Annotated in this window: 17 protein-coding genes; 12 read left to right on the top strand and 5 right to left on the bottom strand. The window is 71.7% G+C overall.

Features of this window, described 5'->3' with window-relative positions; translation table 11 throughout:
* Nucleotides 1–28: 28 nt before the first annotated feature.
* The 8 genes from JOD63_RS09465 to JOD63_RS09500 all read left to right on the top strand — a co-directional run bounded on the left by JOD63_RS09465 (nucleotide 29) and on the right by JOD63_RS09500 (nucleotide 7,634).
* Nucleotides 29–970, top strand: a complete 942-nt coding sequence (locus tag JOD63_RS09465) for an alpha/beta fold hydrolase (RefSeq protein WP_045274788.1) — start codon at nucleotides 29–31, stop codon at nucleotides 968–970.
* Nucleotides 971–1,138: 168 nt separating this feature from the next.
* Nucleotides 1,139–2,647, top strand: coding sequence for an ABC transporter substrate-binding protein (locus tag JOD63_RS09470; RefSeq protein WP_045274789.1), 1,509 nt, complete (start codon nucleotides 1,139–1,141; stop codon nucleotides 2,645–2,647).
* Nucleotides 2,644–3,594 (top strand): ABC transporter permease, encoded by a 951-nt coding sequence (locus JOD63_RS09475; RefSeq protein WP_045274790.1) that lies wholly within the window; start codon nucleotides 2,644–2,646, stop codon nucleotides 3,592–3,594. The genes JOD63_RS09470 and JOD63_RS09475 overlap by 4 nt, the downstream gene beginning before the upstream one ends.
* Entirely contained in the window at nucleotides 3,591–4,487 is an 897-nt protein-coding gene (locus JOD63_RS09480) for an ABC transporter permease (protein WP_045274791.1), read from the top strand. Before JOD63_RS09475 ends, JOD63_RS09480 begins: the two co-directional genes overlap by 4 nt.
* Nucleotides 4,484–5,272, top strand: coding sequence for an ABC transporter ATP-binding protein (locus JOD63_RS09485; RefSeq protein ID WP_045274792.1), 789 nt, complete (start codon nucleotides 4,484–4,486; stop codon nucleotides 5,270–5,272). The genes JOD63_RS09480 and JOD63_RS09485 overlap by 4 nt, the downstream gene beginning before the upstream one ends.
* Entirely contained in the window at nucleotides 5,269–6,084 is an 816-nt protein-coding gene (locus JOD63_RS09490; RefSeq protein ID WP_045274793.1) for an ABC transporter ATP-binding protein, read from the top strand. The genes JOD63_RS09485 and JOD63_RS09490 overlap by 4 nt, the downstream gene beginning before the upstream one ends.
* Before the next feature lie 91 nt (nucleotides 6,085–6,175).
* Nucleotides 6,176–7,237 (top strand): M4 family metallopeptidase, encoded by a 1,062-nt coding sequence (locus JOD63_RS09495; RefSeq protein WP_211088087.1) that lies wholly within the window; start codon nucleotides 6,176–6,178, stop codon nucleotides 7,235–7,237.
* A complete protein-coding gene (locus tag JOD63_RS09500; RefSeq protein ID WP_052682407.1) occupies nucleotides 7,221–7,634 on the top strand; it encodes a protealysin inhibitor emfourin in 414 nt (137 codons plus the stop codon). The genes JOD63_RS09495 and JOD63_RS09500 overlap by 17 nt, the downstream gene beginning before the upstream one ends.
* A 39-nt stretch (nucleotides 7,635–7,673) precedes the next feature.
* Here JOD63_RS09500 and JOD63_RS09505 read toward each other — a convergent pair whose 3' ends face one another.
* From JOD63_RS09505 to JOD63_RS09515, 3 genes are read right to left on the bottom strand one after another with little or no spacing between them, the layout of a single operon-like run.
* Nucleotides 7,674–8,291, bottom strand: a complete 618-nt coding sequence (locus JOD63_RS09505) for a GNAT family N-acetyltransferase (RefSeq protein WP_045274794.1) — start codon at nucleotides 8,289–8,291, stop codon at nucleotides 7,674–7,676.
* 9 nt (nucleotides 8,292–8,300) lie between these two features.
* Nucleotides 8,301–8,999 (bottom strand): uracil-DNA glycosylase, encoded by a 699-nt coding sequence (locus JOD63_RS09510; protein ID WP_045274795.1) that lies wholly within the window; start codon nucleotides 8,997–8,999, stop codon nucleotides 8,301–8,303.
* Nucleotides 8,996–9,505, bottom strand: a complete 510-nt coding sequence (locus JOD63_RS09515; protein ID WP_045274796.1) for a phosphoribosyltransferase — start codon at nucleotides 9,503–9,505, stop codon at nucleotides 8,996–8,998. Before JOD63_RS09515 ends, JOD63_RS09510 begins: the two co-directional genes overlap by 4 nt.
* A 64-nt stretch (nucleotides 9,506–9,569) precedes the next feature.
* Between JOD63_RS09515 and JOD63_RS09520 the strand changes: the two genes are divergently transcribed.
* Nucleotides 9,570–11,081, top strand: a complete 1,512-nt coding sequence (locus JOD63_RS09520) for an MFS transporter (protein ID WP_045274797.1) — start codon at nucleotides 9,570–9,572, stop codon at nucleotides 11,079–11,081.
* 51 nt (nucleotides 11,082–11,132) lie between these two features.
* Here JOD63_RS09520 and JOD63_RS09525 read toward each other — a convergent pair whose 3' ends face one another.
* On the bottom strand, nucleotides 11,133–11,915 hold the full coding sequence (locus JOD63_RS09525; RefSeq protein ID WP_211088088.1) for an SDR family oxidoreductase: 783 nt from the start codon (nucleotides 11,913–11,915) through the stop codon (nucleotides 11,133–11,135).
* A 135-nt stretch (nucleotides 11,916–12,050) separates the two neighbouring features.
* Between JOD63_RS09525 and JOD63_RS09530 the strand changes: the two genes are divergently transcribed.
* Nucleotides 12,051–13,373, top strand: a complete 1,323-nt coding sequence (locus JOD63_RS09530) for a bifunctional o-acetylhomoserine/o-acetylserine sulfhydrylase (protein ID WP_045274799.1) — start codon at nucleotides 12,051–12,053, stop codon at nucleotides 13,371–13,373.
* 78 nt (nucleotides 13,374–13,451) lie between these two features.
* On the opposite strand, the gene JOD63_RS09535 is transcribed toward JOD63_RS09530, so the two are convergent.
* Complete coding sequence (locus JOD63_RS09535; protein WP_045274800.1) at nucleotides 13,452–14,396, bottom strand: hypothetical protein; 945 nt, start codon at nucleotides 14,394–14,396, stop codon at nucleotides 13,452–13,454.
* 57 nt (nucleotides 14,397–14,453) lie between these two features.
* On the opposite strand from JOD63_RS09535, the gene JOD63_RS09540 reads away from it, so the two are divergent.
* Nucleotides 14,454–15,485, top strand: a complete 1,032-nt coding sequence (locus tag JOD63_RS09540) for a DUF2332 domain-containing protein (RefSeq protein WP_045274801.1) — start codon at nucleotides 14,454–14,456, stop codon at nucleotides 15,483–15,485.
* A 63-nt stretch (nucleotides 15,486–15,548) separates the two neighbouring features.
* Entirely contained in the window at nucleotides 15,549–16,754 is a 1,206-nt protein-coding gene (gene metX, locus JOD63_RS09545) for a homoserine O-acetyltransferase MetX (RefSeq protein ID WP_045274802.1), read from the top strand.
* The last annotated feature ends 53 nt before the right edge of the window (nucleotides 16,755–16,807 follow it).

Raw genomic sequence — 16,807 nt, forward strand, 5'->3', positions numbered from 1 at the left:
CGGTGCACGACTGGGCCAGAATGGGCTCGTGAGCGAACCCGTCGATGAGTTCTCCTTCCTGCCCGAACAAGCCGCAGACGCCGGCATCGCCGGCCCCGTGCCGACGGGCGAGCGTCTGACTCTCACCCTCGACGGCGGGCGCACGCTGAGCGCCCTGCGGTACGGAGACGCTCCCCCGCTCGTGACCTTCCTGCACGGCGCGGGACTCAATGCGCACACCTGGGACACCACGATCCTCGCGCTCGGCCTCGCGGCACTCGCCATCGACCTGCCCGGCCACGGCGACTCGTCGTGGCGCGACGACATGGCCTACACGGCGCGACCGCTCGCCGCGGATGTCGCCGAGGGCATCGCCGCGTGGACGGATCGCCCGCAGCTGCTCGTCGGCCAATCGCTGGGCGGCCTCACCGCCGCCGCCCTGGCGGCTGCGCGGCCCGACCTGGTGCGCGAGCTCGTCGTCGTCGACATCACCCCGGGGGTCGATCCGAACGCCGGGCCGACCCAGATCCGCGACTTCTTCGCCGGTCCCACCGACTGGGCGACCCGCGATGAGCTCGTCGACCGCGCCCTCGCGTTCGGACTCGGCGGAGGGACGCGCCGGAAGGCTGCGCGCGGGGTGTACTTCAACTCGCGCGTGCGGCCCGACGGTCGCGTCGAGTGGAAGCACCACTTCGCGCACCTCGCGAACACGACGGCGTCGAACCCCGCGGCGGCGGAGGCGACGGCGGCTCAGCAGGACGCGGTGGCCTCCGTGCTCGGCGAGTCCGGCTGGGACGACCTGGCGGCGGTCACGGCACCGACCACGCTGATCCGGGGCGAGCGGGGCTACGTCACCGAGGCGGATGCGGCCGAGTTCACCCGGCGCCTGCCGACGGCATCCGTCCTCACCCTGCCCGCCGGACACAACGTTCAGGAAGACGCACCGCTCGATCTGGGGGCACTCCTCGCCCGACGCGCCGACGGCGAATGAGTGCCCTCCGGCGGGGCCCGAGGAAGGATTAACGCTTGTGTTTCGTTCCGGGTAGCTGGCTGCGCCCGGCACGCACGCGTTGCCTAGAGTTGTCCCGCACCGGTTCGCCGCCTGCACAGAGCCCCGGCTGATCGCCCGACCCCGGCGCTCCGCCTCGAAAGGACCCCCATGCTCCGCCGCACCTCCCTCACCGCCGCCGCGCTGCTCGCCGCGGGCGCGCTGCTGCTGACCGCCTGCACCGGAGGCGGCGACACGGCGCCGACCGAGACGGGCGAGCCCGACCCGTCGGCGCAGCTGACGGTGGGCCTCGTGCTGGAGCCGACGAACCTCGACATCCGCCACACCAGCGGCGCCGCCCTCGAGCAGATCCTGATCGACAACATCTACCAGGGCCTTGTCACCCGCACCGAGGACAACGAGATCGAGCCGGCGCTCGCGTCGGAGTACGAGATCTCGACGGACGGCCTCACGTACACGTTCACGCTGAACCCCGACATCACCTTCCACAGCGGCGACGCTCTCTCGGTCGACGACGTGGTGACCAGCTACACCGAGGTGAAAGACGACGAGTCCCTCATCGGCCACGGCGACTTCGCCGGTGTGGCATCGATCGCCGCGGACGGCGACAGCACTGTCGTGATCACCCTCACAGAGCCCAACCAGAACTTCCTGTTCGCCCTCACCGGGCCCGCGGGCCTGGTGTTCAAGGCCGGCGACGAGACCGATCTGAAGACCGGCGCGAACGGCACAGGCCCGTTCCTCCTCGCGAACTGGATCCAGGGCGACAGCATCGAGCTGACCCGCAACGACGCCTACTGGGCAGACCCGGCCGGGGTCGCCGGGGTCGTGCTGCAGTACATCCCCGACTTCACGGCGGGTGTGAACGCGGCCCTCGACGGCAGCCTCGACGTGCTCACCGCCGTCGACCCGAACCTCGCCCCGCAGCTCGACGGCGAGTCCGGGTTCACACTCACCACGGGAAAGACCACCGACAAGGGCACGCTCGCGTTCAACAACGCGAAGGCGCCCCTCGACGACGTGCGCGTGCGCGAGGCGCTGCGCCTCGCCATCAACCACGACGAGCTGGTCGCAGCGATCGGCGCGGGCCAGCCGATGTACGGTCCCATCCCCGAGCTCGACCCCGGCTACGAAGACCTCTCTGACGTGGTCGGCTACGACCCCGACCGGGCGCGCGAGCTGCTCGACGAGGCCGGCGTCGACGACCTCGACCTCACCCTCACGATCCCCTCGTTCTACGGCACGACTGTCGCGCAGGTGCTCGTCTCGGACTTCAACGAGGTCGGCGTCACCCTGGAGGTCAACCAGGTCGAGTTCGCCACCTGGCTGCAGGACGTGTACACCAACAAGGACTACGACCTGAGCTTCGTGCTGCACGTCGAGCCGCGCGACTTCGGCAACTTCGCGAACCCCGACTACTACTTCCAGTACGACAACACCGAGGTTCAAGAGCTGTACGCCGAGGCTCTGGCGACGGTGGATGCCGACGAGTCGGCGGCGCTGCTCGCGGAGGCCGCGCGCATCGTGTCGGAGGACCACGCCGCCGACTGGCTGTACAACGGTGCGACCCTCACCGCCGTCGGCACCGGAGTCGCGGGCTTCCCGGTCGACTCGATCAATTCGCGACTCGACCTGTCGGGTGTGACGGTCGCGGAGTGATCCGCGACACGCTGGCGCGACTGGCCCTGCTGCTGGTGGGGCTGATCGTCGCCAGCGTGCTCATCTTCCTCACCCTGCGGGTGCTGCCCGGCGACGTCGCCCAGCTGATCGCCGGCACCGACGGAACCCCCGCACAGGTCGCAGCGATCCGGGAGCGCCTCGGTCTCGACGAGCCGCTCCCGGCGCAGTACCTCGACTGGATCGGCGGAGTGCTGCGCGGTGACTTCGGCACGTCGCTGCTCACCGGCACGCCGGTGATGGACGAGCTGCTCCAGAAGGCCGCGGTCACCGTGCCGCTGGGTGTCATGGCGATGGTCGTCGCCCTGCTGATCGCCTTCCCGTTCGGCGTGCTCTCGGCGATGGCGCGCGGGCGCGCGTCGGGGACCGCCCTGAACGTCGGCGCGCAGGCCCTGGCCGCCGTTCCCGTCGTGTGGGCGGGGATGATGCTGATCGTCGTCTTCGCGGTGTGGCTCGGGTGGCTGCCGGCGCAGGGGTTCCCGCGGTCGGGCTGGGACGACCCCGCGGCGGCCGTCCGCGCCCTCCTCCTCCCCGCCCTCACGATCGGCATCGTCGAGGGCGCGATGCTGCTCCGGTTCGTCCGCAGCGCGACGCTTCAGGCGGTGGGCGAGGACTTCGTCCGCACCGCGGCAGCCAAAGGACTCACCCGGAACGCGGCGCTCGTGCGCCACGGCCTGCCGACCGTGGGACTCTCGGTGATCACCGTGCTCGGCCTGCAGGTCGCGGGGATCGTCGTGGGCGCGGTGGTGATCGAACAGCTGTTCACCCTCCCCGGGATCGGACGGATGCTCGTCACCGACGTGGGCGCCCGCGATCTGCCGAAGGTGCAGGGCGAGCTCCTCGCGCTGACCGGGTTCGTGCTGATCGTCGGGTTCGTCGTCGACCTGGTCCACCGCGTTCTCGACCCTCGCCAGCGGGAGGCGACATGAGCACCCCGGAGCCCGGCACGCGCCCCGGCTGGCTGCCGCGCCTGTGGTCGCTGTCGACCGGGCGATTCGGCATCGTCGTCGTCATCGTGATCGTCGCCACCGCGCTCGTGTCGCTCGTCTGGACCCCCTTCGACCCCCGGCAGGTCGATATCGCCAACCGGTGGGGCTCACCGGGCTGGCCGCACCTGCTCGGCACCGACGGGTCGGGCCGCGACATGCTGAGCCTCATCATGGCCGGCGCTCGCACCACCGTCGTGGTCGCCGTCGGCGCGAGCGTCGTGGCGACGACCATCGGCATCGCCCTCGCCGCCCTCGGCGCCCTCACCACGCGCTGGGTGCGCGAGTCGGTCGCCGTGCTCGTCGACATCCTCATCGCGTTCCCGGTGCTCATCATCGCGATGATGCTCTCGGCCGTCTGGGGCGGGTCGCTGTGGGTGGTGATCTGGTCGGTCGGGATCGGCTTCGGCGTGAACATCGCCCGTGTCACGCGCCCGGAGCTGCGCCGGGTCCTGCACAGCGACTTCGTGCTCGCCGGGCGCGCGTCGGGGCTCACCCCCGGGCAGAACCTGGTGCACCACCTGCTCCCGAACGTCGCGCCCGTGTTCATCGTGCAGCTGTCGTGGGCGATGGCGGTCGCCGTGCTCGCCGAGGCTGGGCTGTCGTACCTCGGCTTCGGCGCACCGGTGACCGAGCCGTCGTGGGGGGTGCTCCTCGCCGACGTGCAGCGCTACATCACCCTGCATCCGCTCTCGGTCCTCTGGCCGGGCCTGGCCATCACGATCACGGTCCTGGGGCTCAACCTGCTGGGCGACGGTCTGCGCGAAGCGACCGACCCGACGCTGACGGGCCGCCGCGGCGCGGCGCGCTCGCACGTTCCGGAGGTGGTCGCGTGAGTCTCGCCGTCGAGGGGCTCGTCGTCGAGATCGACGGCCGACGCGTGGTGGACGGGGTTTCGTTCGCCGTGCCCGACGGTGCACGGGTGGGCATCATCGGCGAGTCCGGCTCCGGCAAGTCGATGACGGCACTCGCGATCCTCGGCCTCCTCCCCGCCGCGGCGACTGCGAGCGGCAGCATCCGCTGGAACGGGCGCGAGCTGATCGGGCTGCCCGACCGCGAGCTCGCCGGGCTCCGCGGCGACGACATCGGGATCGTCTTCCAGGAGCCGCGTACCGCGCTCAACCCGATCCGCACCGTCGGACGGCAGATCGCCGAGTCGGTCCGCATCCACGAGCGACTGTCGAGGAGGGATGCCGCGGCCCGGGCGGTCGACGAGGCTCGGCGTGTCGCGCTGCCCGACCCCGACCGCATCGTCGCGCGCTACCCGCATCAGCTCTCGGGCGGTCAGCGCCAACGCGTCGCGATAGCCATGGCGCTCGCCTGCCGGCCGCGACTGCTGCTGGCCGACGAGCCGACCACCGCCCTCGACGTGACGATCCAGGCGGAGATCCTCGAGCTGCTGCTGTCGCTCGCGGAGGACGACGGGATGTCGCTGGTGTTCATCACCCACGACCTCGCCGTGCTCTCGCAGATCGCCACCCACGGCGTGGTGCTCGAAGCCGGGCGGGTGGTCGAGGACGCCCCGGTGTCGACCCTGCTGACCGCCCCGGCGTCGCCGGTCACGCAGGGCCTGCTGCGCGACGCGACAGCGACGCTGTGGCGACCGGGAGGCATCGCATGAGCGACATCCTGCTGAGCGCCCGCGGCCTCTCACGCCGCTACCCCGCGCCGCGGACGCGCCTGTTCGACAAGCGGCAGTTCACCGTCGGCCTCGAAGACGCCGACATCGACGTGCGCGCGGGCAGCGCCGTGGGGATCATCGGCGAATCGGGCTCGGGCAAGTCGACGCTGGTGCGGCTGCTCCTCGCACTCGACTCCCCCACGTCCGGCACAGTGGAGTTCGACGGGCGGCCCGTCGACGCCTCGGCCTCGGCGCGGTCGCTGCACTGGCTCCGCCGCCAGACCGGCATCGTGTTCCAGGACCCGTATGCGTCGCTCGACCCGCGGATGAGCGTCGGCCGCATCGTCGCCGAGCCGCTGCGGGCCCTCGGCATCGACGGAGACCGCCGCGCGCGCGTGCGCGAGGTGCTCGAAGACGTGGGCCTCGAACCCGAGATGGCTGCGAGGTTCCCCCACGAGTTCTCGGGCGGGCAGCGTCAGCGCATCGCGATCGCCCGGGCCGTCGCGCACCGGCCCCGCCTGCTCATCGGCGACGAGCCGCTCTCGGCGCTCGACGTCACCGTCCGCGCCCAGATCCTCGAGCTGCTCGCCGAGCTGCGCGTGCGCGACGGACTCACCCTCGTGATGGTCTCGCACGACATCGGCGTCGTGCAGAACCTGTGCGACGAGGTGGTCGTCATGAAGGACGGACGCATCGTCGAGGAAGGCCCGACCGAGAAGGTGCTGCTGCAGCCGCAGGTGTCGTACACGCGACGCCTCCTCGCCTCGATCCCGGTCATCGACCGCGGCGGCTCCGCAGCCGACGGCGCCTGATTCCGCGGCGCCGGATCAGGCGCCGCCGCGGCACCGCGCCGGTCGGCGGCGCGTCGGCGCTCACGTCGGCGGGTGCCGCTAGCCTCGGAGCATGGTGCACGCGATCGTCCCCCCGTATCTGCTCGCCCGCATCGCCGCCGCGCAGGAGCCGCACCTGGCGCGCGCCGCCGAGGCCGCGCGGCAGACCCTGGCCGCCCCGCGCGAGTACCGCCCGGAGCGTTCACGGCTGCGCCTCTCGATCGAAGACGGAGGCACGCTCGTCGTCGAGGCGACGCCCGCACCCGATCGCGAGATCAGCGACGCCGAGCGTCGCGAGGTGCTTCCCGGCACGCGGGTGCGGGGTGAAGACGACCCCGCGACCGGCGACGACGCGGTCGACGAGGCGTTCGACGGGCTGGGTGCGACCTTCGACTTCCTCTGGGACGCCTTCGACCGCAACTCCCTCGACGGGGTCGGCGGCACGCTCCACGCCACGGTCCACTACGGCCGCGACTACGACAACGCGTTCTGGAACGGCGAGCGCATGGTGTTCGGCGACGGCGACGGCGAGATCTTCACGGGCTTCACGGGATCGCTCACCGTGATCGCGCACGAACTCGCCCACGGCGTCATCGAAGACGAGGGCGGCCTGGTCTACCGCGACCAGTCCGGTGCGCTCAACGAGTCGATCGCCGACGTGTTCGGCGTGCTGGCCGAGCAGCACCACCTGGGGCAGACCGCCGACCAGGCGTCGTGGCTGGTCGGCGCCGGCATCTTCACCGACCAGGTGCAGGGCACGGCACTGCGCTCGCTCAGCGCACCGGGAACCGCGTACGACGACGACGTGCTCGGCCGCGACCCGCAGCCGGCGCACATGCGCGACTTCGTGGCGACCCGCAGCGACAACGGCGGAGTGCACATCAACTCGGGCATCCCGAACAAGGCCTTCCACCTCGTGGCGACCGCTCTCGGCGGTCATGCGTGGGAGCGGGCCGGGCTCATCTGGTACCGGGCGATCACCGGAGATCTGTCCCCCACCGCGGACTTCGCGGCGTTCGCGGCGGCCACCCTGGCCGCTGCGGCGGCGGAGTACGGTGAGGAGTCGGAGGAGGTCGCCGCCGTCCGCGCCGGTTGGACGGGCGTCGGCGTCATCGACGATGGACCCACTGCCTGACCCCGCCCGCCCCGGCGACGCATCGGCGATCGCCGGATCAGGTGCGCACGAAGACCGGAGCGCTTCGACCTACGACGAGATCGTCGTCGTCGTGGTGCGCTCGGGCGGAATCGCCGGGCTCACCCGTGAGTGGCGAGCCGAGCCCCCGCCCGCGCAGGCCCCCGACTGGGCGAGCCTCATCGAGCAGTGCCCGTGGGATGCGGCAGCCGCCCCGCGCTCGGGCGCGGCCTCACCGGGGGCGGACCGGTTCGTCTGGGACGTGCAGGCCCGGTGCGGCGGCGACGAGCGGGGCGCCGAACTCGGCGACGCCGACGTGGTCGGTCCGTGGGAGCGTCTCATCGACGCGGTGCGCGACTTCGGGCGCGCACCGGAGTCTCTGCCGCCGCGCCCGCATTGAGCGACCGCAGGATCGACTCCCGCGGAGAGGCCGCGGAGGCTATCGCGAGAACAGCCCGCGCTTGGCGGCCTTCTTCGGCTTCAGGGACTTCTGCAGGTAGACGGTGCCGAGCCAGCGGCCGAACTTGAAGCCGACCCGTCCCATGCGGCCGACCTCGACGAACCCGAGCTTCTCGTGCAGGGCGATCGACGCCTCGGCTCCCTTGTCGCTGATGACGGCGACCATCTCGCGGATGCCCTGCGCCTCGCACGCCGCGATCAGCGCCTCCAGGAGCGCCCGCCCGAGTCCCTTGCCCGTGGCCGCCTGGCCGAGGTAGATCGAGTTCTCGACGGTGTAGCGGTACGACGACTTGCCCGACCACGGCGACACGTACGCGTAGCCGAGGATCTGCCCCGACGGCGACTCAGCCACGATCATCGGCAGGCCGAGACCCCGCAGGTGCACGACCTTCTCGCGCCACTGCTTGATCGACCACTTCTTCTCGTCGAAGGTCACGACCGAGTTGGTGACGTAGTAGTTGTAGATCTCGCGGATGTCGGGGATGTCGCGGTCTTCGACCGGACGGATGCTGAAAGAGAACGCGCGCTCCGGCTCGGCCTGGCGTCGCAGATGGCGCGGCAGTCGGCGCCGGTCGCGGTCGTATTCCTCCTCGAGCATGCCGACAGCCTACGCGGGGAGCGCCCAGTCGACCGGCGCTGCCCCCTGCTCGGCGAGGAGCGCGTTCGTGCGCGAGAACGGGCGGGATCCGAAGAAGCCCCGGCGCGCGGAGAGCGGCGACGGATGCGCCGACTCGACGACGGGCGTCTGACCGAGAAGGGGTCGCAGGCCCGCGGCATCCTTCCCCCACAGGATGGCGACCAGCGGGCGATCCCGCTCGACGAGCACCCGGATCGCGTGCTCGGTCACCTTCTCCCAGCCCCAGCCGCGATGGGAGCCCGCCGCCCCCGGCGCGACGGTGAGCACGCGGTTGAGCAGCATGACACCCTGGTCGCTCCAGGCCGACAGGTCGCCGTGCGGCGCGGGCGCGATCCCCACGTCGTCGTCGAGCTCGCGGTAGATGTTGCCGAGACTGCGCGGCAGCGGGCGCACGTGCGCGTCGACCGCGAACGACAGACCGATCGGATGCCCCGGCGTCGGGTACGGATCCTGGCCGACGATGAGCACCCTGACGTCGTCGAGCGGACGCTGGAACGCGCGCAGCACGCGATCGCCCGCAGGCAGGTACCCCCGGCCCGCGGCGGTCTCGGCCCGCAGGCGATCCCCGATCGCGGCGATGTCGGCGCCGACGGGGGCGAGCGCCTGCGCCCAGCCCTCGTCGATCAGCCCGGCGGCGGCGAGTTCGGGGAGAGACCGGGCAGCCGTCACGCGCTCGCCTCGAGCCCCGCGTCCTCTTCGATGACCGATCCCTGTGCCGACCAGGGGAAGTCGATCCACAGGTCGGTGTCCTTGAAGGAGTAGTCGGGCTGCACGATCGTGGTCGGCTTCGTGTAGATCACCACCGAGCGCACGTCTGCGCCCTTGTCGGCGAGCAGCTTCACGGCCAGCGCGAGGGTGCGCCCGGAGTCGGCGACGTCGTCGACCAGCAGCACCTTCCTGCCGTCGAGGTACGACATGTCGAGCTCGGGCGGCAGCACCGCGGGGGCGTCGAGCACCGTGCCGATGCCGGTGTAGAACTCGACGTTGATGGCGCCGCAGTTCTTCGCGCCGAGTCCGTAGGCGATGGCGCCGGCCGGCAGCAGTCCGCCGCGCGCGATCGCCACGACCACCTCGGGCACGAAGCCGTCGTCGACGATGGCGCGCGCGAGGCTGCGCGTGGCCTCGCCGAAGCCGTCCCAGGTGAGCGTCTCCCGCTCGATCGCCGTGCTCTCCACAGGTTCCGCCTTCCCGGATCAGGTCAGTCAAGACTAGGTGCACAGCGGTGTTACGCTCGCCGTCGTGTCCCGCGCCTCCTCCGCCGCCGACAGGCTCCGCGGCTCCGCCCTCGGCATCACCGCGGGCCTCATCGGCTGGTTCGTCCTCGTCGAGGTGACCAGCGGCATCCTGCAGGGGTTCTACGTGCCCCTGTTCAGCGACATCGTCACCGAGCTCGGCATCCACGACTCCGACGTGAACTGGTTCGAGGCGGCGCAGCTGCTGCTGTCGGCGCTCGTGGTGCCGGTGCTCGCCAAGCTCGGCGACATGTACGGCCACAAGAAGATCCTGCTGATCGCGGCGGTCCTCACGGCGGCGGCCAGCTGGTGGCTCGCGTTCGCGGGCGACTTCTGGAGCTTCCTCATCGCCTGGGCGCTGCAGGGCTTCTACGTGGTGTGGCTCCCGCTCGAGATCGCGCTGATCTTCGAGCGCGGCCGTCGCCAGAATCGGGGCGTGTCGATGACGCGGCGGGCGGCCGGCCTCCTCGTGGTCGGCCTCGAAGCCGGCGCCATCATCGGCGCCCTCGCCGCCGGGCGCATCTTCGCCGCGACGGGCGGCGACCTCACGGTCACGATGATGATCCCCGCGATCGCCGTCTCTCTCGTGGCGATCGTGATCTGGCTCGGCGTGCCCGAGTCCGAGCCGACGCCGGGGCGCCGCCTGGACACCTGGGGCTTCGTGATCCTCGCGTGGGGCCTGCTGCTCATCACCGGGGCGCTCGTCTACATGCGCATGATCAACGAGCTCGACCTCGGTGACGGCGCGTGGTGGTGGGTGGTCGCCCTGCTCGCGCTCGGTGTCGCGGTGTTCGTCTGGTTCGTGCGGTACGAGCTGCGCCAGGACGACCCCGCGATCGACATCCGGGTGCTCCGGCGGCCCGAGATGTGGCCCGTGCAGATCACCGCGTTCCTCGTCGGCATCAGCCTGCTGGGCGCTCAGGGTCCGCTGTCGACCTACGCGGGCACCGACTCCTCGCTCGGCTACGGGCTCGGCCTCGACGCCACCGGCCGGTCGAACGTCATCGGCGTCTACCTCGTCTCGCTCATCGTCGGCGCGGTGATCTTCGCCGTCACCTCGCGGCGCGCCAACCCGCGGCTCATCCTGATCGGCGCGTCGGCTCTCGTCGGCATCGGCTACACGCTGTTCCTGCCGTTCCACACCGAGCTGTGGCAGGTGCTGCTCAACCTGTCGATCGCGGGCGTCGGCTCGGGCGCCCTCGTCGGCGCCCTGCCCGCCGCTGCCGCCGCGGCGGCCCCGCACGGCCAGACCGGCATCGCGTCGGCTCTCACCAACACGACGAAGACGATCGGCGGAACCTTCGCCTCGGCGGTCTTCGGCGTGGTGCTCGCCGCCGGCGCGGGCGCCGTCGCGAGCCAGACCGCCGCGTCGCTCGGCGGCTACCTCGCGGTCTGGGCGATCTGCGCCGGCGGCGGCTTCCTCGCGGCGGTGCTGCTGTTCTTCGTGCCCAAGGTGGCCTTCGCCGACGAGGTCCCCGGCGAGGTCGCCCCCTCGTCCGTCGCCGGCGAGGTCATCTGACCTCAGGGCCGACGGTGAGGGATGCCGCGTGGCGCAGCATCCGTCACCGACTCAGCCGGCCGTGCGCGGACGCAGCGGCCCGCGCGCGAGCAGGTGCTGCGCGGACTGCGCGACCGGGCGCATCGTCACCAGGTCGAGGTTGACGTGGCCGGGGGCATTCAGGGCGTAGGCGATCACATCGGCGACGTCGTCGGCCGTGAGCGGTGCCTCGACGCCCTCGTAGACCTTCTCTGCGGCGGTGCTGTCGCCGCCCAGCCGGTTGAGGGTGAACTCGGGGGTGTGCACCATGCCGGGCGCGATCTCGACGACGCGGATGGGCTCGCCGTTGAGCTCGAGACGCAGGGCGTGAGCGAGCATCGCCTCTCCGGCTTTGGCGGCGTTGTAGCCGCCGCCTCCGGCGTACGCGGTCTGCGCAGCGGTCGAGGTGACGAAGAGCAGATCGGCGTGGCCGCCGTCGGTCGCCGCGGCACGCAGCTGCGGCAGGAGCGCGGCCACCAGGCGCTGCGCCGACAGCACGTTGACGTCGAACATCCACTGCCAGTCCTCGCTGCGCGCATCGGCGACGTGATCGGTGCCGCGTGCGCCGCCGGCGACGTTCACCACGGCGTGCACGGGGCCGCTCTGCCGGGCGAACTCGGCGAGCGCCTCGACGTCTGCAGCGTCCGTGAGGTCGGCGGCGTACGCCACCGCCCCGGTGCTCGCCTCGAGTCGTGCCAGGCGATCGGCGCGGCGCGCGACGGCGACCACGTCCCATCCGGTCGCCCGGAGCGCGCGCACCGCCGCCTCGCCGATTCCGCTGCTCGCCCCGGTCACCACTGCTCGTCGTGTCGTCATGCCTCCACGCTACGACGCCGGGCGGCCGGTGAGGTTACGTCGCGTGTCCCGGCCGTTGTCGCCCGCCCGCGCACATCCGTAATGTCTAACGCGTCGGGGGCGCTCCCCGGCCCCACGAACCCGCAGGAGCCTTCGATGACCGCAACCGAGAACTGGCGTTTCGAGACCAAGCAGATCCACTCCGGCGCCCAGCCCGACCCCGTGACCAAGGCGCGTGCCACGCCGATCTACCAGACGACCTCGTACGTGTTCGACAACGCCGACCACGCCGCGAACCTCTTCGCCCTGGCCGAGTTCGGCAATATCTACACGCGAATCCAGAACCCCACGCAGGACGTCCTCGAACAGCGCATCGCGGCGCTCGAGGGCGGCACCGGCGCGCTGGTCCTGGCGAGCGGTCAGGCCGCGGCGACGTTCGCGGTGCTGAACATCGCCGAAGCGGGCGACCACATCGTCTCGTCGAGCTCCATCTACGGCGGCACCTACAACCTCTTCAAGTACACCCTCGCCAAGCTCGGCATCGAGGTCACCTTCGTCGAGAACCAGGATGACGTCGAGGAGTGGCGCGCCGCGGTGCGCCCGAACACGAAGCTGTTCTTCGCCGAGACGATCGGCAACCCCAAGATCAACGTGCTCGACATCCGCGCGGTCGCCGACGTGGCGCACGAGTCCGGTGTGCCGCTGATCGTCGACAACACGATCGCGACGCCGTTCCTCATCAAGCCGTTCGAGCACGGCGCCGACATCGTCGTGCACTCGGCCACCAAGTTCCTCGGCGGCCACGGCACCACCATCGGCGGCGTCATCGTCGACGGCGGCACGTTCGCGTGGTCGCAGCACGTCGACCGCTTCCCGGGACTCACCGTGCCCGACCCGTCGTACCACGGCGCCTCGTACACCGCCGCCGTGGGCGACGGCCTGGCGTACATCATCAAGGCCCGCGTGCAGCTGCTGCGCGACCTCGGCTCGGCCATCGCTCCCAACAGCGCGTGGCTGCTCATCCAGGGCGTCGAGACCCTGTCGCTGCGCGTCGAACGCCACGTGCAGAACGCGCAGGAGATCGCGGAGTGGCTCGAGAGCCGCGACGACGTCGCCTCGGTCAACTACTCGGGCCTGCCCACGTCGCCCTGGTACGCGGCCGCCAACAAGTACGCCCCGAAGGGCGTCGGCGCGGTGCTGTCGTTCGAGCTCAAGGGCGGCGTCGAGGCCGGCCGCACGTTCGTCAACTCGCTGACCCTGTTCAGCCACCTGGCGAACATCGGCGACGTGCGCTCGCTCGTCATCCACCCCGCGTCGACGACCCACTCGCAGCTCACCCCCGAGCAGCAGCTCACAACGGGTGTGACGCCGGGCCTGGTGCGTCTGTCGGTCGGACTCGAGAACATCGACGACCTCACGGCCGACCTCGAGCAGGCGCTCGCAGCGGCCCGCCGGGTGTCCGAGGCCGCACGCGCGTAAGCCTCCTCCGCACGAACGGCCGATGCCCTGCCCCTCCGGGGGCGGGGCATCCGCCGTCTCCGGAGGGGTCTGGACGCCTCAGGCCGCGTCCCACCAGCGCAGCACGCGCAGTGCGCGCAGCGTCGCCCACCGACTGGGGAAGCCCTCGCGCTCCCGCTCCATATCGAACAGCGTCGCGCCCTGGTGGTCGTTCTCGGAGGGGAACAGCCCGTTCGCCAGCCGCTTGCCGCGGAGGAGGTCGATCGCGTCGGCGCACCGAGGGTCGCGCTCGGGGCGGGCGACGCGCAGGTAGTCGAGCGCGCGCAGCACGTCGTAGAACCACCGCGTCGGCACCGAGATCATCGTCATGCGGGGATCGATGAGCGCGCCGTCGGTGCGCCGCCACAGCAGGCGTCGCTCGAGCAGGTACTCCTCACCCGCCCGCCGGGCGGCGGTCGCCGCATCCGTCCCCCCGGTCGCCGCGTGCCAGGCCCACAGCCCCTCGAGGGCGCAGATCGTCGAATGCATCGACGATGGGGCCGCCGGGTCGTCGCTCCAGCAGTTCCATCCGCCGTCGCCGTGCTGCGTGGCGAGGACCGTCGTGAGGATCGCCGACGCGTCGCGCTCGAAGTACGCCCCCACCGCGAGGGCGATGCCGTTGATGCACGGCTCCACCTCTCCCGTGAAGTACGACTCGCCGTTGTATTCCCACCGCGCCGAGGACGCGACGCGATCGATGGCGTGACGCACCGCCGGGGCGCCGGGTTCGACGCCGTATTCGCGCAGCGACTGCAGCGAGAAGTGGGTGGCCGTCCAGGCGTCGAAGAACGGCCGCTCGTCGTCGACCCAGCCCGGGCGGTAGGTGCCGCCGTCCCACAGGCCGTCGGCGCCCTGCTCCCCCAGCAGCCGCGCTCCCCACCCCTCGGTGAGGGTGCGTCGCCGTTCGGCCGCCACGGCCTCGGGCGCGGCATCCGTGAGATCCCTCATGACCTGCCATCGGATCGCCGGATCGCCCGCCAGCAGATACTCGATCACGTCGTCCATGCGAGGCATCGTAGACCCGCTCCCCGACACGGCCCGCCTCCGCCGTATCGTGGGCGCATGTCAGCATCCGCCGTCGAGTCCGTCGCCACCGTCTACGCGGACTTCGGCAGACGCTGGGCGCACGGAACCTCGCCGCTGTACGAGTACTGGGCGATCGGCATCGCCACCGACCCCGACATGACCCGGCGGATCGCGGCGCTCGAGCCCCGCATGCGCCAGCCCAACATCGTGTTCGCCGCCGCCCGGTGGGAGGGCTGCCCGCTCGCACCCTGGCCGCAGGCGCGCTCGTGGTTCGCCGCGAACTGGCACCGCGTGGTCGCGACCGCCGCCGTCCGCTCCACCCAGACGAACGAGCCCAATCGCTGCGCGACGCTCCTGCCGCCGCTGTCGCGCATCACCGGGCCGGTCGCGCTGCTCGAGGTGGGCACGGCTGCAGGACTGTGTCTCTTCCCCGACCGGTACAGCGTGGACTACGCGACGCCGTCCGGCCCTCGGCGGGTCGATCCCGTCGACGGCGAGAGCGCGGTGACTCTCGCCTGCCGCCTCGACGCCGACGCTTCACTGCCGGCCCGCATGCCCGATGTCGTGTGGCGCCGGGGCATCGACCTCTCCCCGGTCGACGCCGGCGACCTCGACGCGGTCGACTGGCTGGCGAACCTCGTCTGGCCCGGCCCCGACCACGACGCGCGCGTCGCGCGCCTGCGCGCAGCCGCCGCCGTGGTGGCGCAGGAGCGGCCCGAGATCATCGCGGGCGATCTGCTCGAGACGGTGACGGATGCCGCGGCCGCAGCGCCCGCCGACGCCACGCTCGTCGTCTTCCACAGCGCCGTGCTCCTCTACCTCGACGCCGCCGGCCGCGAGCGCTTCGCGGGGATCATGGCGGGGCTGGGCGCCGCGATCGGCCGCCGCGTGGTGTGGATCTCGAACGAGACCGCGGGAACCCTCGCCCGCGTCGACGCACAGCTGCCGCCCGGCCTCGATGCGCACCACCGATTCGTGCAGACCGTCGACGGAGCACCCGTCGCCCTCGCCGGCCAGCACGGCGCGGTCTACGAGACGCGACCTCTCGCTCTCCGACACCGCGTGTAACACGCACCTTCCGGGCGATCCGCACCCGTAGCCTGGAGGTTCGCGTGAAAGGCATCCGCTGACATGGACTGGCAGACCTCCGAAGACACCGTGCCGTCGGCACCGGTGACCGAGGCCGACGCCCGCCGACTGCTCGGCCGCCCGCCCGCGACCGGAGCCTGGCGCGACGGTGATCCCGTCGGCGATCGCCGGTTCGCCGCCTTCGGCGCCTTCACCACCGAGAACGGCCGCGAGCTGCCGAGCTACCGGCTGGCCTACGAGTCGTGGGGCGAGCTGAACGCCGCCCGCGACAACGCCGTGCTCGTGCTGCATGCGCTCACCGGCGACAGCCATGTGCGCGGCGCCGCGACACCCGGGCATCCGACGTCCGGGTGGTGGGACGAGATCGTCGGCCCCGGCGCCCCGATCGACACCGACCGCTGGTTCGTCGTCGCGCCCAACATGCTGGGCGGCTGCCAGGGGTCGACCGGTCCCGCCAGCATCGCACCGGACGGCTACGAGTGGGCCTCGCGCTTCCCCTACCTCACGATCCGCGACCAGGTCGCCGCCCAGGTGCGCCTGGCCGACGCCCTCGGCATCGACACGTGGGCGGCGGTCGTCGGCGGATCCATGGGCGGGATGCACGCCCTCGAGTGGGCGGTGTCGACCCCCGACCGCGTCGAGCGACTCGGCATCCTGTCGTCGCCGCCGGTGAACACGGCCGACCAGATCGCCCTCAATTCGGTGCAGCTCGAGGCGATCCGCATCGACCCGCGCTTCGCGGCCGGCGAGTACTACGACGCGGGCGACGGCAACGGACCGACTCGCGGGCTCGCGCTCGCGCGGCGCATGGCGCTGCTCAACTATCGCTCGCCCACCGAGCTCAACCAGCGCTTCCAGCGCTCGTGGCAGTCCGACGTCAGCCCGCTCGGCCGCGGCGGCCGCTTCGCGGTGGAGTCGTACCTCGACTTCCACGGCAACAAGTTCACCCGCCGGTTCGACGCGAACTCGTACATCACCCTCGTCGAGGCCATGAACTCCCACGACGCGGGGCGCGATCGCGGCGGTGTGGAGGACGCCCTCGACCGGGTGACGGCGACCACGCTCGTGCTCGGGATCGACTCCGACCGGCTGTTCCCCATCGACGGGCAGCATCGCATCGCCCGCGGCATCCGCACCACACTCGACGGCGAGCGCGCGGTGGTGCTCGCCAGCGACTTCGGCCACGACGGCTTCCTCATCGAGACGGCTGCCGTCGGCGCGCACCTGCGGCGCCTGTTCGACGCCTGATCGGGTTCACCCCAAGACGCGAACGCCTGCGCATGCCAGGCGTTCGCGGTCCG

It is taken from the genome of Microbacterium terrae (assembly GCF_017831975.1).
GTDB classification, from domain to species: Bacteria; Actinomycetota; Actinomycetes; order Actinomycetales; family Microbacteriaceae; genus Microbacterium; species Microbacterium terrae.